8 protein-coding genes and 2 pseudogenes are annotated in these 18,229 nt (G+C 66.9%); 7 read left to right on the top strand and 3 right to left on the bottom strand.

Annotation, left to right across the window (positions count from 1 at the left end; genetic code table 11):
* Positions 1-484, top strand: a pseudogene (locus tag ACWCP2_RS16765) (tyrosine--tRNA ligase); the annotation flags it as partial.
* 118 nt (positions 485-602) lie between these two features.
* Here the strand turns inward: ACWCP2_RS16765 and ACWCP2_RS16760 are convergent.
* The 3 genes and pseudogenes from ACWCP2_RS16760 to ACWCP2_RS16750 form a co-directional block, all read right to left on the bottom strand.
* A pseudogene (locus ACWCP2_RS16760) lies at positions 603-1,055 on the bottom strand (NUDIX hydrolase); the annotation flags it as partial.
* Positions 1,056-1,250: 195 nt separating this feature from the next.
* Complete coding sequence (locus tag ACWCP2_RS16755) at positions 1,251-2,180, bottom strand: restriction endonuclease (RefSeq protein ID WP_450909322.1); 930 nt, start codon at positions 2,178-2,180, stop codon at positions 1,251-1,253.
* Between the two features lie 55 nt (positions 2,181-2,235).
* Positions 2,236-2,976 carry a hypothetical protein gene (locus tag ACWCP2_RS16750; protein ID WP_450909321.1) on the bottom strand — a complete coding sequence of 247 codons (741 nt, stop codon included), beginning with the start codon at positions 2,974-2,976 and terminating at the stop codon, positions 2,236-2,238.
* A gap of 371 nt (positions 2,977-3,347) precedes the next feature.
* Here ACWCP2_RS16750 and ACWCP2_RS16745 point away from each other — a divergent pair, with 371 nt between their 5' ends.
* From ACWCP2_RS16745 to drmC, 6 genes are all read left to right on the top strand, one after another.
* On the top strand, positions 3,348-4,151 hold the full coding sequence (locus ACWCP2_RS16745) for a class I SAM-dependent methyltransferase (protein WP_450909320.1): 804 nt from the start codon (positions 3,348-3,350) through the stop codon (positions 4,149-4,151).
* Positions 4,152-4,397: 246 nt separating this feature from the next.
* On the top strand, positions 4,398-7,601 hold the full coding sequence (drmD, locus tag ACWCP2_RS16740; protein WP_450909319.1) for a DISARM system SNF2-like helicase DrmD: 3,204 nt from the start codon (positions 4,398-4,400) through the stop codon (positions 7,599-7,601).
* Complete coding sequence (locus tag ACWCP2_RS16735; RefSeq protein WP_450909318.1) at positions 7,598-11,641, top strand: Eco57I restriction-modification methylase domain-containing protein; 4,044 nt, start codon at positions 7,598-7,600, stop codon at positions 11,639-11,641. The genes drmD and ACWCP2_RS16735 overlap by 4 nt, the downstream gene beginning before the upstream one ends.
* Entirely contained in the window at positions 11,638-15,399 is a 3,762-nt protein-coding gene (gene drmA, locus ACWCP2_RS16730; RefSeq protein WP_450909317.1) for a DISARM system helicase DrmA, read from the top strand. Before ACWCP2_RS16735 ends, drmA begins: the two co-directional genes overlap by 4 nt.
* Positions 15,396-17,423 carry a DrmB family protein gene (drmB, locus tag ACWCP2_RS16725; protein ID WP_450909316.1) on the top strand — a complete coding sequence of 676 codons (2,028 nt, stop codon included), beginning with the start codon at positions 15,396-15,398 and terminating at the stop codon, positions 17,421-17,423. Before drmA ends, drmB begins: the two co-directional genes overlap by 4 nt.
* Positions 17,416-18,156, top strand: coding sequence for a DISARM system phospholipase D-like protein DrmC (gene drmC, locus ACWCP2_RS16720; RefSeq protein WP_450909315.1), 741 nt, complete (start codon positions 17,416-17,418; stop codon positions 18,154-18,156). Before drmB ends, drmC begins: the two co-directional genes overlap by 8 nt.
* The last annotated feature ends 73 nt before the right edge of the window (positions 18,157-18,229 follow it).

Here is an 18,229-nt window from a genome sequence, read left to right as displayed (position 1 = left end):
CCTGAAGCTGCTCACCGAGTGGACGGACGAAGAGATCCAGGTGATCACCAAGCGCCTGGCCGAGGGCACCGCACACCCCATGGCGGTCAAGCGCATTCTCGCCGGCGAAGTAGTGGCTGCCCTCCACGGCCTGGACGCAGCCCAGGCTGCCCGCGCCGAGTTCACGGCCCGCTTCTCCAAGCGCTCCTTCGGCGACACGCAGAACCTTCCGGTCGTCTCCCTCAAGGAACACGCCGAGACTTCCCTGGGCGTCCTGCTCATCCAGACGCTCGACTTCGCCTCCAGTCTCTCGGCAGTCCGTCGCATTGCCCAGCAGAACGGACTCCGCCTGATCACCGAGGCCGACGGCGAACAGCACGCCACACCGCTCGCCGAGGCCGCTGTCCAGCAGACACTGGCCGCGGTCCTGACCGAGGCTGGCGCGGCCGATGGCGCTGAGCTTTACCTCAAGGCGGGCCGCAAGATCGCCCGCATCAATGCCTGACATCAGGCCAGGCGACGCGTCACCGAGGAGTGATGCTGTCGGCGGCTGAAGGCCTTGCTTCGTCCCACCGATTAATTCGGTGGGACGAAGCGCTGTCTGAGTGCCGGCGGGTGGAAACAATCTGGGTGTCGAGCACGGCCGTGATGGCCTCGACGTTGCCAGCGGCGAACTCTGCCAGCTCCGGCGGCATCAGCTTGAGCTGCCGGATCGCCTCCGCGGTGAACGGAACCCGCACGACCTCATAGCCGCCCCGCTCGGGCCTGTCGAACTCCGTGCCCGTACGAACCTCGATGTCTATCCGCTCCAGACGCGCCGCGAAGATGTGCTGGACACCTACACCACCCTCCATCGAGTCGGTGATCAGATGAACCAGCTCGGCCCTGCTCAGCTCGCCGCCGAGCTCCTCGAACACCTCCCGGTGCAGGGCGTCCTCGATGCTCGCATCCTCGTCCTCGACGCCGCCTCCGACCGTCACCCAGTACGGCTCCCGCCCCGGCTTGGTCCGCTTCATCAGGACGAGCTCGTCGCCGTGCAACAGGATGGCCCTGGCGCTGCGTTTGGTGATCGACACCGCTTGTTATCCCTTCGGTTGCCGATGGGAGAGGCTGTTCGAGCAGAACCGTCCGTGACCGAGACCGAGACCGATGCGGGAGGCGAGGACGGTGAAGCGGTTGCGGCAGTCAGGGTGCTCACACCCACCCTCGACCCAGGTCTCTTCGCTCATACGGGCATCGTCGCAGCCGGGTCTGACAGCCCCTCAGGGCGCCTACCGGGCGATGACCTCGGCGAGGGTCTCCCCGTCCTCGGCCCACCGCTTGAGGGCGTCACGGCCCACGAGACGGACCTTGTCGTTCTCCTCGGCCCATACCTTCGCCCCGCCCCTGATCCGGCCATTCGTCACGACGATCGCCAGGGTGGACGGGTGCGTCGCCGTCGCCCCGCCGTACAGGTGCTGCATGACTGGCTGGCCGACCGAGCCGTTCCCGCCGGTGAAGTGCTTGCACTGCACCATCAGGTACCTGCCGAACTCGTCCAACGCGAGAACGTCCGCGCCCTGATCGCCGGCCCCGCCACCACTCCGCACAATCCGATAACCGTCGCGGTCCAGCAGGTCGGCGATGTACTGCTCGAAGTCGGAGTGGTGGAGCTCGTCGATCCTGTCCATCGGAAGGGCCGCCAGTTCTGTGAAGATGCCAGCTTTGAGCAGGTCGTCGAGGAGCCCGACGACCTTCGTGGCGTAGTCGACTAGCTGCTCGTACCGTTGGCGCACGACCTTGGAGTGCTCGACCTCAAGATCAAACAGACTAGCTTTGATGGGATTGATGTCCATGCTGTCCCAGCTCGGGCAAGCCGGACGCTCATTGACGAGACACTGTTCGAGTCGAGCAGCCCAGTCACGTCTGCGCCGGGAGGCAGGGTCATTGGCGAGGATCTGGCGCAGACCTCTACGCACGTCCTCGACGATGCTCAGGAGCTGACGGTCCTGTCCCTGCACTGCCCGGATGAGCGAGAGGTCGCGACGGCGTGCGTCTGGGCTGAGTTCGGCTGGCAGGTACCACGCAGTCATCTCGTATTCCGATAATCCGCCGAGGACGGTTCGCGTCTTGTAGCGCAGCGTGGATAGGGCTTCCTCCAGCCCGTACAGGCTGTTGACCGCAGGCGCATTACTGAAGCTCACGGGCTTCGTGGTGTACAAGAGATCCCTCCCCAGGCTGGCATAACCGCGAGGAGCGTAGACCACGGCACCGACATCAGCCTTGGGGGAGGCGCGGGAACTGGTCGTAGTCAGCGTCCCCAGGCTGCCAAACGACTTCGATCCGGTCGCCCGGGACGTCGGCCTCGTAGTCGATCTGGCAGCCAACCTCCGGCAGGTCCATGAAGCGGCCTACGAAGGGATAGATCAGCTCGCGGTACGACAGGATCGCCACCGTGGGGTCCGATGCCTCCAGCAGGGCGACGACCAGCGTCGGCCGCCCCAGCTTCTTCACCCGGTCGCTGGCGAGCTCCTTCCAACCCGCGCCGTTGTACTGGGCCTCACCACCCCAGAAGCTGAACTGGTCGCCGATCGGGCGGTCGTGCAGAGGCTGCCGGTTCCCCACGACGCAGACCTTGTTCAGGCGGAACCGCGCCAACCTCTCCGCCTTGAAGACGCTGGACTCGCGCAGCGCGTCGCGTTCGTCGACCGTGATCACGCCGGAGGCGAGCGCTTTGTCCTGGCGGTCGTGGAGCAGCTGAGGGGTCAGGCGGCGGAGCCCGTCGGCCTTGACGTCGTCCACCTCGTAGTCGAGCAGCCGCGTCGCGTGGAAAGTGCGGAGCAGGCGGCCAGCGAGCAGCTCGCGCAGCCCGATTTCCAAGTCGCCGAGCTCGCCGTCCTCGCACAGCTCGGCATACGTAGCGATGGCTCCCACGGCATCGGCCGCGGCCTTCACGTACGTGGCCAGGTCGTCCGGCCACTCGACGGGGAGGTCTATCTCGATGATCTCAGCACCCATGGACGAACCCAACCACACAGCGGGACGAGGGGAGTAGGGAGGAACTCGTCCACATGTCCGAGGCTTGCCCGCGGACATGAAAAAGCCCCGCCGGAGTGTGGCTCTGATCCTCCGTGATGGCGCAGGTGGTTTGGTGCATCTCCGCTGAGGCGGAGCAGTCAGCGACATCGTCGGCCTTAGGTGCATCTCCGCCTCGGCGGAGAGAAGCGGTGCCGGCCGTCGCTCCGGAGAGGTCACCGCGATGCGTCCGGCTAGTAGCACGGATGCCGGTTGCACCCCGGGCATTCCGTAGAGCCAACTGGATCTTCTGCCCCTGCGCCGGCCCTGCCGCGGTCGGATATCCGCTTTGCTGGGCCCTACTCTCGCAGTGCATGAAGCGCGTCGATGCACGGATCACCGAGTTTTACACCGAGTACGACGAGGCGTCCCGGCTGCACGTCACCGCAGTGGGCCGTCTGGAGTTCGAGAGGACCCGTGAGCTGGTGCGTCGTCACCTGCCTCCGTCGCCTGCCCGTGTGCTGGACGTGGGCGGAGGGCCGGGGACTCACGCCCGCTGGCTCACCAAGGACGGCTATGAGGTGTTGCTCGTAGACCCTGTCCCCAAGCATGTGGAGCAGGCACGTGCCTACGCGCCTGGGTGTTCGGCCGAGATCGGCGACGCCCGCGATCTCGCCCTCCCGTCCCACTGCTTTGAGGCTGTCTTGCTCTTGGGCCCGCTGTATCACCTGGCAGACCGCATGGATCGGCTCAAGGCCCTTCGGGAGGCCCGCCGGGTCGCGGTACCAGGCGGCCTGGTGGCAGCCGCGGGGATCTCCCGCTACTCCCTGATGCAGGACTACACCGTCAGCGCGGGCCTCACCCCAGAGCTGATGGCCGGTGAGGTCGCGCAGGTCATCGGCACGGGCTCCTACGACGGCAGCAGGGGGTTCACGGTGATTCATTTCCACACCGCGGATGAGCTTGCCCAGGAGGCCATCGAGGCTGGGCTCACGGGTGTGAGCGTGCACGGAATCGAGGGCCCCGGGTGGGCGTACGTCGTCGCCGCTGGCCGCTTCGCGGACGAGGAGGCGGCTGGAGTGCTCCTTGCGGACGCTATTGCGACGGCCCGCTTGGCGGACGAGCACGGCGTACTCGTTGACGCCTCGGCGCACGTTCTCGTGGTTGGTACAGCCTGAGATCCGGGGCTTGTAGGCGAGTCCCCGTCCGAGTAGGGGCGCGGTCGTTACAGGGTCGCGGGTGGTACAGAACCCCTCCACTTGTCACGGCGGGCGATCTGAGGGAGTGCAAGCGGTCGTACCCCCCGGTCGGGGATACTGGTGCGTCGGCGATCTTCCCTTCCCAAGTGATCTCGCAATGGCGCAGAGCATCGGCGGGATGATCGCGAGTCTGGGTGTGACGCATCGATGAAGGAGTCTCGTCAGGTGGCGACTGCTACGGAGTATCCGCACGGCGCAGGTGGCGGCACCGAGCGGACTGCGGCGCTGCCGCCTATTCCTGAACCGGGGCAGGTGGTGAAGGTCCGGGGCTCTACCTGGGCGGTATCGGATGTCCGCCGGCAGGGTCTGCCGCGGAGTCCCGCCGATGAGGGGGTTCCGGGCCTCGCGCACGTCGTGAGTCTGCAGTCGCTGGACGAGGACCGTCTTGGTCAGGAGCTGACTGTCGTCTGGGAGCTGGAGGTGGGGCACACCGTCGCCCCGAACCAGGGTCTCCCCGAGACCGTGAGGGCTGAGGCGTTCGACGACCCGAATACGCTCGCCGCGTTCGTGGACGCGGTCCGATGGGGCGCGGTCACTTCCGCGGACGCCGATTCCTACCAGGCTCCTTTCCGGAGCGGCGCGAATGTGGAGGCGTACCAGCTGGAGCCCCTGCGGCGGGCTCTGCAGTCGTCGCGTACGAACCTGCTGCTCGCGGACGACGTCGGCCTGGGCAAGACCATCGAGGCCGGCCTCGTTATTCAGGAGCTGCTCCTGCGGCACCGTGCGCGGTCCGTGGTCATTGTCTGCCCGCCGAGCCTGTCGTTGAAGTGGCAGGACGAGATGCGGGAGAAGTTCGGCCTCGACTTCGTCATCGTCAACAGCGAGCTGATGGCGAAGGTGCGACGGAGCCACGGGCTGAACGCCAACCCGTTCCGGCTCTTCCCCCGCGTGATCGTGAGCATGGCGTGGCTGCCGTCGCTTCGGGCGCAGCGTCTGCTGCGCGACGTGCTGGCCGATGTACGCAGCTCGGGGACGGCCAGGCGGTACGCGTTCGATGCGCTGGTGGTCGATGAGGCGCACCATGTGGCGCCGGCGAGCCCGACGACGGCACCGGGCCAGCGCGGCTATGCGGTGGACAGCAAGCGGACCACGGCGACGAAGAAGCTGGCGGAGGCCTGCGAGCACCGGCTGTTCTTGAGCGCGACGCCGCACAACGGCTACTCGGAGTCGTTCACCGCTCTCCTGGAGATGATCGACGGCCGCCGGTTCACGCGTGGCGCGAGCATCGATGAGCGGGCGCTGAGGGAAGTGATGGTGCGGTGGCTGAAGAGTGATCTGCCGGAGAAGGGGTTCAAGGCCCGGAAGCTGGGGACCTTGCAGTTCACGCCTTCGGAGGAGGAACAGCGGCAGTTCGAGCGGCTGGAGCGGCTGCTGACGGAGAGTGCCCGCGCGAATGGCAAGGGATCGGGCGGCGACATCGTCGCGATGCTGCTGAAGAAGCGTTTTCTGTCCAGCCCATGGTCGTTCGCCCGTACGCTTGAGCTCTACGAGGGTGCGGACGGCGGCGACCGGCAGCTGCGGGTGGATGACGAGTACGAGTACTACACGGAAGTTTTGGGCAGCGCCCAGTCGGACGAAGAAGAGGGTGCGGCCGAGCACCCCGAGTTCACTGCGTTGCGACACTCGAAGGGTTCGGACCCCCTGGTCGCGGCCACCAGCAGCGAGATCGCCTCACTCGTGGAGTGGGGGCGGGGGTATGAACACAAGCCTGACTCCCGGCTGGAAGAACTGCTGTCCTTCCTGGGCCGCGTCTGCCGCCCCGATGGCCGCCAATGGACCAATCAACGGGTCGTGGTCTTCACCGAGTACGCGGCCACCCTCGACTGGATCGCTGGCATCTTGCGCCAGCGCGGCTACAACGACGTACTGGAGGTCATCCAGGGCTCGACCCCCACCGAGGAGCGGGAGAAGATCCGCGCGCGGTTCACCGAGAGCCCCGACAAGCACCCGGTCCGGGTCCTGCTCGCCACTGACTCCGCAGGCGAGGGCATCGACCTGCAGACCCATTGCCACCGCCTGGTCAATTTCGACATCCCCTTCAACCCGTCCCGCCTGGAGCAGCGCATCGGCCGGATCGACCGGTACGGGCAGACGAAGAACCCCGAGATCTTCCACTTCGTACCCGACTCCGACTCCACGACGTACGACGCGGACATGAAATTCATGGGGATCATTGCGACGAAGGTCGGGCAGGCCACCGAGGACCTCGGCAAGGTCAACCAGGTCATCGACGCCGAGGTGCAGGAGCACTTCGCTCCCACCCGTACGACGCGCAAGGCACGGCTGACAGCGCCGGACGACGCCAACGAGGTGATCACCCGCGTGCTGGCCGGCGGTATCGAGCTGAACCGCAAGCTGACCCAGCTGTCAGACACGTACGGCGAGGCCAAGGCGGCCATGCACCTTACGCCCGCCAACGCGCGTCGCGTCGTGGACACCGCTCTCACCTTGACCGCTCAGCCCCCGCTCGTCGAGATCGGCGACGACCGCACCGAGGCACAGGTCTTCGAGGTCCCCAACCTCAGCCGCTCCTGGCAGTCGGCGCTGCGTGGCCTGGACACCCGTCTTGAACCGGGCGTGCCGCGTCCCATCACCTTTGACGACCAGGCCGCCCAGCAGCGCACCGACCTCGTCCACATCCACCTTGGGCACGCCCTCATGCAGCGGGCCACCCGCACCCTGCGCTCCGCACTGTTCAGCACGGACTCCCCGGTCCACCGGGTCACCGCCGTCATCGCCCCTGACCTTCCCCAGTCGTGTGTCGCCGCCGTCTCCCGGCTCGTCCTGGTCGGACGCGGCGGGCTACGCCTCCACGAGGAGGTCTTCCTCACCGGCGTCCGCCTGCGCGGTCAGGCACTCGCGGAGGCAAAGGTCGAGCAGGTCCTCGACGAGACACTCGACTCCGAACAGCTGCTCCGCGCAGACGATGGAGTACGGGCCCACCTTGCCGAACAGTGGAACGACGACGGGGCCCGGTTGCGCAGCCGCCTGCTGACCGCGATGGAACGCAAAAGCGCCAGCCGACAGGAAAAGGTTACCGAGGCACTCACCAAGCGCCGAGACTCCGACATCGCCCGCGCCTATGAGATCTTCGGCGCGTTCCGGATCAATCTGCGCGAGTCACGTGACCGCCTGGAGCAAGCCATCCGCGCCGAGGAAGAGCTGCTGTTCACCGACGACCAGCAGAAACAGCGCCGCCGCGATCTGAACCACATGAACGAACGCCTGGAGAGCCTGGGCGACGAGGAAGAGCGCGAGATCGCGTCGATCCGGGAGCGCTACAGCGATATCAGGCCCTACGTGTCGGCCGCCGCAGTCGTGTTCGCCCTGACCCCGGAAGACGCGAAGAACGGAATGGTTACGGCATGAGCCGCAAGTACGCCCCGACCGCCGCCGACCTGCATCGCGCCTGGCTCGAACTGGTCGATGCTGACGGCCCGTTCCTTGCTGTCCCTGCTCTGGAACGCGTCTGGCCCCAGGGCATCCCCCAGCCCGACGCCCGGGCGCTCGACGCCATCAAGGATGCCAAGCCCGCCTTCGAGAAGGCGTGGGAGAACTGGGACGAGCATCCCGGCGACGAAGCCGCTCTCGATCTCTACCGCGAGGCCCGCGATACCTGGGTCGATGTTGTCCTGCGCCAGGGCCTGCGCTGGGGTGCCGCGTATGTCGTTCCCGCCCCGGCCGCTGCCGAGGTCCACTCGCCCGACTACGTCGTCACCGTGCGCGCCGACGGTGCTCTTATCCACGGTGACACCGTCGGTGCCCTGGTCTTCGTCACCGACCCGGTCGACTCCCTGCGTGACCCCCTCACGGACGGCTGGTCAGCCGGCCCCATCGACCGAATGGAAGAGCTGCTGCGCGCATCGGGCAGCCCTATCGGCGTAGTCACCGACGGCCGCTGGTGGGCGATTGTCAGCGCCCGCCCGCAGACCATGGTCGCCTCCGGCATTGTCGACGCCCAGACCTGGATCGAAGAGCCCCCAACCCGCAACGCCTTCATCGAACTCCTCCAGCGCCGCCGGCTGATCGGCGGCAAACTGCAGGAGCGGCTGACCGAGCTGTTCGGCGAGTCCGTCACCGCCGCCGAGAAGATCACCGAAGCCCTCGGCACCCAGGTTCGCCGCGCCGTCGAACTCACCGTCCAAGCCTTGTCTGAAGGCGCCTTGGAGACGCGGCGCCGCGGTGAGCCTGACCCGTTGCCCGAGCAGCGCGGCGAGGTCTACGAGGCCGCCGTCACTGTCATGATGCGCGTCGTCTTCCTCCTGTTCGCCGAAGAACGCGGCCTGCTGCCGCAAAGCCGCCTCTTCGCAATGGGCTATGGCATCAGCGACGAACTCGACCTCCTCGACGCACGGGAGAAGGAGGAGGGCGAACAGTCACTCGATGCCACCTTCCTGACCTGGCACCGACTTCTCGCCACCTCCCAGGCCCTCTACCGGGGCGCGACCTTTGAAGACCTGCGTCTGCCCGAGTATGGCGGCTCCCTCTTCGACCCAGCACGCTTCCCCTTCCTCATCGCGTGCGACTCCCAGGACACCTTGGCCATTACGGTCAGTGACCGCGTCATGCTCGAAGTCCTGCGCGCCGTCCAGATCGCCCAGCTGCCCGGCGGGGCCCGCCGGATCTCCTTCCGCGACATCGACGTTGAACAGATCGGCTACATCTACGAGGGCCTCCTCGGCTACTCCTGTGAGCCCGCCGAAGAGATCGTCGTTGGCCTCATCGGCAGCGCGGGCTCCGAACCCGAGATTCCCCTCGCCACCCTCGAGGAACTCAGCCAGGCCAAGCGCACCGAAGCCGCACTGACCGATGCGATCCTCGCGTGGATCAAGCAGAAACAGCCGGCGGCGAAGCCGTCCAGCAAGGCCGCCCTCGCCAAGGCGCTAAAGGAGGGCGAGACCCTCGACGACACCGAGATCGCCCTGCGCGACGTCACCGACGACCCTGAACTACGGGAACGGCTGCGCCCGTTCATCGGTATCATTCGCCGCGACCTGCGAGGCCGCCCACTCGTCGTTGAACCCGGCGGCGTCCTGCTGGTCGAGACCCCCTCGCGGGCCTCGGCGGGCGCGCATTACACGCCGCGCTCGCTGGCTGAGGAAGTTGTCCGGTACGCGCTCGAACCCCTCGTCTACGCACCCGGCCCGCACCAGACCGCAAACCAGGACGCATGGCGGCCGCTCGACTCCGACCAGATCCTCGAACTGCGGATTGCCGACATCGCCTGCGGCTCGGGCGCCTTCCTCGTCGCCGCCGCCCGCTACCTCGCCGACCGTCTCGTCGAGGCATGGCAGCGCGACGGCGTGGCGTATGGAAGGACGCCCCACGACCTGCTCGTCCACGCCATAAGGACCGTCGTCGCGACCTGCCTGTACGGCGCCGACATCAACGGCATGGCCGTGGAAATGTGCAAGCTGTCACTGTGGCTGGTCTCCCTCGACCCCAAGTTGCCCTTCTCCTTCGTCGACGACAAGGTGCTGCACGGCAACGCCCTGCTTGGCCTGACCGACGCCGACCAGCTACGCCGCCTCCATATCGACCCCGCCGCGGCTGGCAACCAGCTCAGCGTCTTCGCCCTCGATGTCGATGACATCCTCAACCAGGCCACCCGCCTACGTCGGCAGCTCGCCACCGAGGTCGACGACAGCGACCCACAGCGCTCGGCCGCCACCAAGCGGCGTCAGTGGCGCAGGTACCAGGAACTGACCGCGCAGCTTGCCGATGTCGCGGACGGGGTGATCGCGGCCGGGCTCCACTGGGGCGGGAAGCCTGGGAAGCCGCTGAAGGCGGCCTACGAGAATCTGCGTATCGCGGTGGAAAACGCATACCCCGCCGGGGGCGATGAGGCGGACCAAGATCGGACGATGCTCGACAGCATCGAGGAGGCCGGGCTCACTCCGACTGTGACGACGGACTACGCCCGATGGAAGCCACTGCACTGGATCCTGGCCGTGCCGGACGTGATGGAGCGGGGCGGTTTCGACGCGGTGATCGGCAACCCGCCATTCCTGGGCGGACAGAAGCTCACCAGCGCGATGGGGACCAACGTCCGCGACTGGTTCGTCAACACACTCGCGGGCGGGAGAAGGGGGAGTGCGGATCTGGTGGCGTACTTCTTCCTCCGTGCGTACGGGCTGCTGTCGCGGCGTGGCGGACTTGGGCTCATTGCGACGAACACGGTCGCCCAAGGCGATACCCGAAGCGTTGGCCTCGATCAGTTGGCCGCCAGCGGCTTCACTATCACTCGCGCGATCCAAAGCCGGTCATGGCCCGCTGCCAGTGCCAACCTGGAGTACGCAGCGGTCTGGGGCAGCCGAACCAAATTGGACTCAGAGGTGCCTCGGATCGTCGCGGAGGTCGAGAACGACATTGTGGCTAAGCGGATCTCCACGCTACTTGAACCTGGAGGTCGAGCTGATGGGCATCCGATGCGGTTGGCAAAGAACGACGGGATCGCGTTCCAAGGTTGCACTGTTCTAGGCATGGGCTTTGTGCTGGATCCCGATGAAGCCGCTGCGTGGATCGCGGCCGACCAGCGGAACAAGGACGTTCTCTTCCCATACCTCAATGGCGAGGACTTGAACTCTCGCCCAGACAGCTCACCTTCACGATGGGTAATTGACTTCAACGACATGCCGGAGGAAGTCGCGAAGGGATACGAGCTGCCGTATGGGCGGGCACTGGAACGGGTGAAGCCGGAGCGCACCAAGAAGGGAAACACCCACAAGGGTAATTGGTGGCAATTCGGAAGAAGTCGACCTGCAATGCGGAAAGCAATTGCCGAGTTCGACGAAGTGTTGACCATTGCACTTGTGAGTAAGACCGTAATGCCCGTGCGCGTGCCGACTGAGCTGGTATTTAGCCATAAGCTGGCTGTATTCGCGACGGACTCGTACGCTCACCAGGCCGCACTCTCGTCGAGCCTCCACCAGATGTGGGCGATCAAGTACGGCTCCACGATGCGAACCGACGTCAACTACTCACCTTCGGACGTCTTCGGCACTTTCCCTCGGCCCCGACAGGCTGACGAGCTCATCGACATCGGCCGCGACCTCGACGTCAGCCGCCGCGAGATCATGGTCCGCCGAAGTCTTGGCCTCACGAAGCTCTACAACCTGGTCAACGACCCAGGCATCTCCGACTCCGCCGACCCCGATGTAGGCCGCCTCCGTGAGATCCACGTCCAGCTCGATCGAGCTGTCATGGCCGCCTACGGCTGGGACGACATCCCCCTGGACCACGGTTTCTACACCTACCGCCAGATGCAGCGCTGGACGGTGAGCCCCGCCGCCCGGGTGGAGATTCTTGACCGCCTCCTCGAAGAGAACCATCGGCGTGCCGCCTCGCAAGGCGTTGTCAGTCCCACCGGCAACAATGAAGCCACCGAGGAAGAGGAGGGAGACGAGTGACCACCCCCCAGAGCAACAGCGCCCAACCTGCAGCCGGCGTTCCCCAGACCCCGCCGTACCGACTCGCCCTCGACCCCGACGGCCGTTCCTGGACGGCCCGCGAGAACCTGGTCGACATCCTGGAGCGTGAACTCCTGGGCCCGACCAACGGCCCGGACGAGATCCTCGAAGGTGTCCCCGACTCGGCCTACCTGGTCGGCCGGATCGCGCCCGTTCGGCTCACCGCCGGCCGCGACGACCTGGGCGAGGCGGGCTCGGACGATGCGGCGAGCGACGTTGGCGATGCGGTGGACGCCGACGAGAGCCGGGGTGTGCCGCTGACCGCCGTTGACGACAGCAGTGCCAGTTCGGAGGAGGACGACGTCGAGGACCAGCCCCAGAAGCGTGGGCTGATGATCCCGGCGTCGATGGGGCTCCGATGCCAGGTCCCTGATGATCTGGACGAGATCACGGTGACCGCCTCGTGGGGCACGTACGAGCCGGTGCAGGAGAAGCGCGGCGAGGGCACGGAAGCGGCCGGGAACCAGGACGACGTTCCTGCTCTTCCCTTCCGCCGGTTCCAGCGCACCCCGCACTCCATCCCTAAGACGATCAAGATCGCCGATCTCAAGCAGTCCCGTACGACCGAGATCCCCCTGAAGGACAAGGTCGTGCTCCGGGTGGATCGTTACGACGATGTCGAGCGTGGCTGCCGCCTGATAGAGGTGGTGTTGTGCAACGACCGGGAGACCCCGCGCAAGATCCCGGTGGAGGCGTGGCTGTACCAGACCAAGGTGTCGGTGTCGGCTGGTGGGGCAGAGGTGTTCCTGCCAGTCAACGACGTACTTCTCGATACGCGCGTGGAGCAGGAGGACGAGCTGCGTCGGCTGCGGCTTCAGTACCGCAACCGTTTGGAGTTCGCTCACGGTCGGACCTGTTCGGTGGACTGGCAGGTGGCCGAGGGGGCGCGCAGGGCGAGTGAGGTCTGGACCACGTGGCTGCCGGTGAGTGAGACGCCGCAGACGGCTGCGGAGGAGATCGGGGCGGCCCTGCTGGACATGCGCAAGCTCCAGGGGGCATCAGCCGACGAGCTGCGCACCGGGCTTGAGCCGATCATCGCGGGTTATGCGGCCTGGCTGGACGGAGAGGAGCAGCGGGCCGAGGCCCTGCCGGAGCACCTGCGGGCGGAGGGGCTGGAGGCGGTGCGCGAGGCGAGCCGGGTGCAGCAGCAGCTCGCGGACGGTCTGGCGTTCCTCCTCGGGGACGAGGAGGCGTTGCGCTGCTTCCGGTTCATGAACCGGGTGATGGCCGATCAGCGTGTGCAGTCGCAGGTCGCGGAGCGGCGGGCGAGCGCGCCCGAGGAGAGCATCGAGGCGGCCCGCGGGGCGATCCTCGCAGAGAAGGGGGCCCGGGCGCATTCGTGGCGTACCTTCCAGCTGGCCTTCGTGCTCATGCAGTTGCCGCTGCTGTCCGATGCGGCGGCTGAGAAGCGGTCGGGGGAGCTGGCCAAGGCGCAGCTGCTGTTCTTCCCGACCGGCGGCGGCAAGACCGAGGCGTATCTCGGTCTGGCCGCCTACACGTTCGCGATCCGGCGCCGCCAGGGCGTCGTGGACGCCTTCGACGGGCCGCTGGACGGGCGGTCCGGGGTCGCCGTCCTCATGCGGTACACGCTGCGCCTGCTCACCGCCCAGCAGTTCCAGCGTGCCACCACGCTGGTGTGCGCGGCGGAGATGGCGCGACGCGATGATGTCGCGACTTGGGGAGAGGAGCCGTTCCGGATCGGGCTGTGGGTCGGTACCGATGTGAGCCCGAAGCGGTACGACGAGGCCGCCGAGCAGTTGCAGAAGGCCCATGGGGGTCGCGGTTATCGGTTGACGGTGCTGCAGATCCAGCGTTGCCCGTGGTGCGGTACCCGGGTCGAGGCGCGGGACGTGCGGACGGAGCCGGCGCTGCGCCGGGTGTACGTGTACTGCGGTGACGAGCTGGCCGAGTGTCCGTTCGCTGATGGCGGCGAGGTCCCTGACGGGCTGCCGGTCCTCACAGTGGATGAGGAGATCTACCGGCTCGCGCCGGCGTTCGTCATCGCCACCGTGGACAAGTTCGCCCGTCTGGCGCGGGAGGGCGAGGCAGCCTCACTCTTCGGGCATGTCTCGCGGCGCTGCGAGCGGCACGGGTTTGTCCACCCTGATTATCAGCAGTGCGACATCAAGGACGGCAGCAAGCACCCCAAGAAGGATGGCTACCCGGCCGCCCCAGTGCATCCAGTCACTCGGCTGCGGCCCCCGGATCTCGTCATCCAGGATGAACTCCACCTGATCACGGGAGCTCTCGGAACCACGGTTGGCCTGTTCGAGGTAGCCATCGATGTGATGACCGACTGGCGGACGAAGGACGGGCGCCCGGTGCGTCCATTGCTCGTCGCCTCCACCGCCACCGCACGCAACGCCTTCGAGCAGGTCCGTGCGCTGTACGGGCGGGATGTCACCATCTTCCCGCCGCAGGTACTGGACGCCGGGAACACCTTCTTCTCCAAGGAGCTCCCTGTTTCCGAGGAGAACCCGGGGCGTCGGTATGTCGGGATCAGTACGACCGGAGTGCGCTTGACCACGGCTGAGATCAGGGTTGCCGAGGTCCTCATGGCCGGCGGGCAGCTGCTCCTCGACCGCTCCGGCAGTGTGGCCGATCCCTATATGAGTCTGGTCGGCTACTTCAGTGCCACCCGTGAGCTGGCGGGCATGGCCCGGTACATGAGCGATGACATCCAGACCGCGCTGGCGAAGGGCCGGCCTTGGTCGAAACTGCCCCGCCGCACTGGTACCGAATTCGGTTCGCTGAATGTCGCCGAGCTGACCTCGCGTGTGGCCAGCGCCGAGATCACCGCGACCTTGGACCGGATGGCGATGTCGTTCGACCCCGCCTTCGACTCCACCGCGGGCAAGCGAAGTCGGCGCGCGCTGCGGGAGGCGAAGAAGCCGGAACCCACCCGCGAGGTCAACCCGTACGACGTGGTGCTGGCCACCTCCATGCTGCAGGTGGGTGTCGACGTGACCCGCCTCGGTCTGATGCTCGTGGTCGGTCAGCCGAAGAACACGGCCGAGTACATCCAGGCGTCCTCCCGCGTCGGCCGGGACGCGGACCGGCCGGGCCTGGTCCTCGCGCTGGGGAACTGGGCGCGGCCTCGTGACCTCGCACACTTCGAGCAGTTCCGGCACTACCACGAGACGTTCTACGCGCAGGTCGAAGCCCTGTCGGTCACCCCATTCTCGGTGACCTCCCTTGAGCGGGGTCTGGACGGTGTGCTGGTGAGTGCGGCCAGGGTCCTGCAGGCGGCAAAGGCCGGCCACGGTCAGGGGCTGTCGCCGGAGGGTGGTGCGGGCCGTATCGAGGCCGAGCAGCAGTTCGCTGATGAGCTCATCAAGGCGCTCGTGTCCCGGATCGAACGGGCTGGGGACGAGGACGCGGCCGAACGGGCCCGGCTGCGTTTGAAGAACCGGCTCGACCAGTGGGGGCAGCGGCGCAAGCACCTGGTGGAGCACCGTAAGTCGCTGGTGTACGAGAGGGTCGTGGACGACACTCGGCACGACGCGCTGATGATGAGCGCGGAGAACGCCAAGGCGGGCCTCGACACGCGGGACGCGCCGCCGTTCATCGTGGCCAACTCGATGCGTGAAGTGCAGCCGGAGATCAACCTCCTGGTGAGCCCGATCAAGGAACGACTGGTGTATATCGCGCCCGTCAACGCACCCCAGTGGGTGATGCCGGAGGAGAAGAAGTCATGACCGAGGAGACGCGCTTCGTCTACGACGCGACGAAGGCCGTCGACCCGCTCGGCGACCTGGAGGAGGAAGCGGGGAAGCAGGCCAAGCACAACCGTGCCAAGGTCGGCTCCGCCCGCCCGTCCTCCCTGCTCTACACCTATGGCCCCGGGTCGATCATGGACCTGCCGCAGTTCACGGTCATGCCCACCGGCCTGGACGACTGGGAGCAGATCTGGCGCCGACGCGACTCGCTGCCGCCGACGATCCACGCCCCGCGGCTGCGGGATGCCGTCCGCAAGATGCTGCGCTCGCCCGATGTCCAGCTGAGGCCGCACCCGTGGCAGCCGAAGAAGAACAGCCGCTCGGCCGAGGGCAACGACCTTGGTGTGCCGGCGCGCGTTTTCCCGCAGTGGCTGCGGTGCACGGGCTGCGACATGCTCGGGATGCTCTCCCAGTTCGACTACAAGAACACCCACCCGTTCAGGACGGACCTGGCCGGTTTCGAGCACGCCAAGTGCACTGGTCGGTCCGGGAACCCCAGCCGTAAGGCGATGCGCCGTACCGCGATCCCTGCCCGGTATCTCCTGGCGTGCGCCGACGGGCACCTGGACGAGTTCCCGTACGAGCTGTGGGTGCACCACGGGCAGCCGTGTACCAAGGCAGAGATGCCGGCGCTGAAGATGGTCGACCGGACCGCCGGCAAGGGCGCCTCGGCCATGATCAAGTGTGCGTCCTGCGATATGCAGAGGCCCATGAACGAGGCCCAGGGCGAGGCCGGGAAAGACAAGCTGCCCAGGTGCCGGGGCCGCCACCCCCACCTGGACGCATTCGAACCGGGAGGCTGCGGGAAGGACACCCGACTGATGCTGGTCGGCGCCTCCAACCTGTGGTTCCCGGCCACCCAGTCGATCATCGTCATGCCGGAATCCCAGAAGGAGGAAGCCGACGACCTCGCCGACCGGATCCGTATCACGCTCGGCGACAAGCTCGGCAAGTACCGCCAGCACCTCGACATGATCCGAGACCTGCTGGAGGGCCGGGTGGACGTCACCGCACTGTCCGAGCACGAGCTGCAAGCGATCCTGGAAACAGCATCAGCCCCCCAGGCCACACCGGAGGAGCTGGAGGAGGAACTCCGAGACTGGGACCCCGTCGACCTGCTGGTTCCCGAATGGCGCTACCTGCTGCCGGATATCGACGGCAAGCGGGTCGAAGACCTCAAGAGCGGGCTCACCCTGGCCACACGGCAGCGAGGCGAGCAGCTCCAGCCGGAAGTCACCCGTGTCCTGGCTGTTGAGAAACTCCGCAAGGTCAACGCGCTCGTCGGCTTCACGAGGATCGACGACATGGACCGTGTCGGAGACCTCCCGCGCCGACTGGCACCTCTGACGCGTACGCCCCGCCCGACCTGGACGGTGGCAACCGAAGACCGCGGAGAAGGCATCTTCCTACAGCTCGACGAAGACCGCGTCGCGGCCTGGGAGAAACGTATCGGGGACACCAGCCTCTGGCAGGCCCACCGCGAAGCCCACCAGAGGAACTTCGAGCGACGCTTCTCCGAGACGGCCGTCCACGTCCCCGCCGACAGTCGGCTCAAGCCACCGCGCTACTGGCTCGTCCACACCTTCGCCCACATCCTCATCCGTGAACTCGCCCTCACCTGCGGATACTCCGCCGCCAGCCTCAGCGAACGCCTCTACGCCTGGCCCGCCGCCGAAGGACGCGAACCCGCGGCCGGACTCCTTATCTGCACCACCGCCTCCGACAGCGACGGCACCCTCGGCGGACTGGTCCAGCTCAGCGAACCCACCCGCCTCCAACGAGTCGTCGCCGGCGCCCTCCGCAAAGCACGCCGATGCTCCTCCGACCCCGTCTGCTCCACCCGCACACCGCGGACTCCCGAGGACTTCCTCCACGGCGCCGCCTGCCACTGCTGCGTCATGGCCTCGGAAACCTCCTGCGAGCGGGCAAACCGATTCCTCGACCGCCGCTTCCTCACCGACCTGCCCGGGAGCAACCTCGGGTACTTCTCAGCCCATGAGTGAAGCCGAAGCCGCCCGCCGCCTCGGCCAGCTTCTCACCATGAGCGAAGCCAAAGGCATAGCCGACCGACTCACCGACGGCGACACACTCACCACCGCACTGAAAGTGATCGCCTCCGGCCACCGGACAGAAGTACGCACCCTCCTGGACACGGTCGCCACAGGCTCCGGAACGCCACGGCAACTCATCCCCCTCCTGCGCGCCGTGGAGGGAGCACGTGCGCTGCCCACGATGCTCACCCCGCTGTGGACCATGCCCGGACACCTGGTCCAGAGCGGCCCGCTCACCACCTCCGTGCCCCACCTGGTGGACAACGCACGCCACTCAGTGACCTGCTCCACCTTCAATTTCCAGAAGACCTCAGGCCTGTGGACCGCCCTCCACAGAGCGGCACAGCGCCCCGGAGTCTCCGTACGCGTCTACATGGACACCCGGGCCGCAGGCGGCAGCGGGCAGCACCGCTCGCCCACGAGCGCCGAAGTGGCCGAGCATCTGAAACCGGCAGAAGTGTGGCGAACCCAGGACTTTGATGGAACGTACGTCCGCAACCACGCCAAGTTCCTTGCCATCGACCACCACCTCCTCCTGGTGACCAGCGCCAACTTCTCGTGGAGCGCGGAGAACAACAACATCGAGTTCGGCGTCCTCATCGACAACCCGAACCTCACCGAAACCGTCGAGCGGGAACTACGCGACGTGGCCGGAACCCTGTACGAACGGGTAGCAAGCCGGTAGACCAAGCCCACGCGGCGCAGGGCACAACGGCCATACGGCCGACCCGCACCACCCGCCCGCCGCCGTGAACCGA

Source organism: Streptomyces sp. NPDC002104, from assembly GCF_053593795.1.
The sequence above is the reverse complement of the archived record's forward strand: the minus strand, read 5'-3'. Positions and strand labels throughout refer to the sequence as shown.

Excerpts from the sequence above, each read along its gene's own strand:
- ACWCP2_RS16750 (WP_450909321.1), bottom strand. The coding sequence starts at position 2,976 with ATGGGTGCTGAGATCATCGAGATAGACCTCCCCGTCGAGTGGCCGGAC.
- ACWCP2_RS16745 (WP_450909320.1), top strand. The coding sequence starts at position 3,348 with ATGAAGCGCGTCGATGCACGGATCACCGAGTTTTACACCGAGTACGAC.
- ACWCP2_RS16735 (WP_450909318.1), top strand. The coding sequence starts at position 7,598 with ATGAGCCGCAAGTACGCCCCGACCGCCGCCGACCTGCATCGCGCCTGG.
- drmB (WP_450909316.1), top strand. The coding sequence starts at position 15,396 with ATGACCGAGGAGACGCGCTTCGTCTACGACGCGACGAAGGCCGTCGAC.
- drmC (WP_450909315.1), top strand. The coding sequence starts at position 17,416 with ATGAGTGAAGCCGAAGCCGCCCGCCGCCTCGGCCAGCTTCTCACCATG.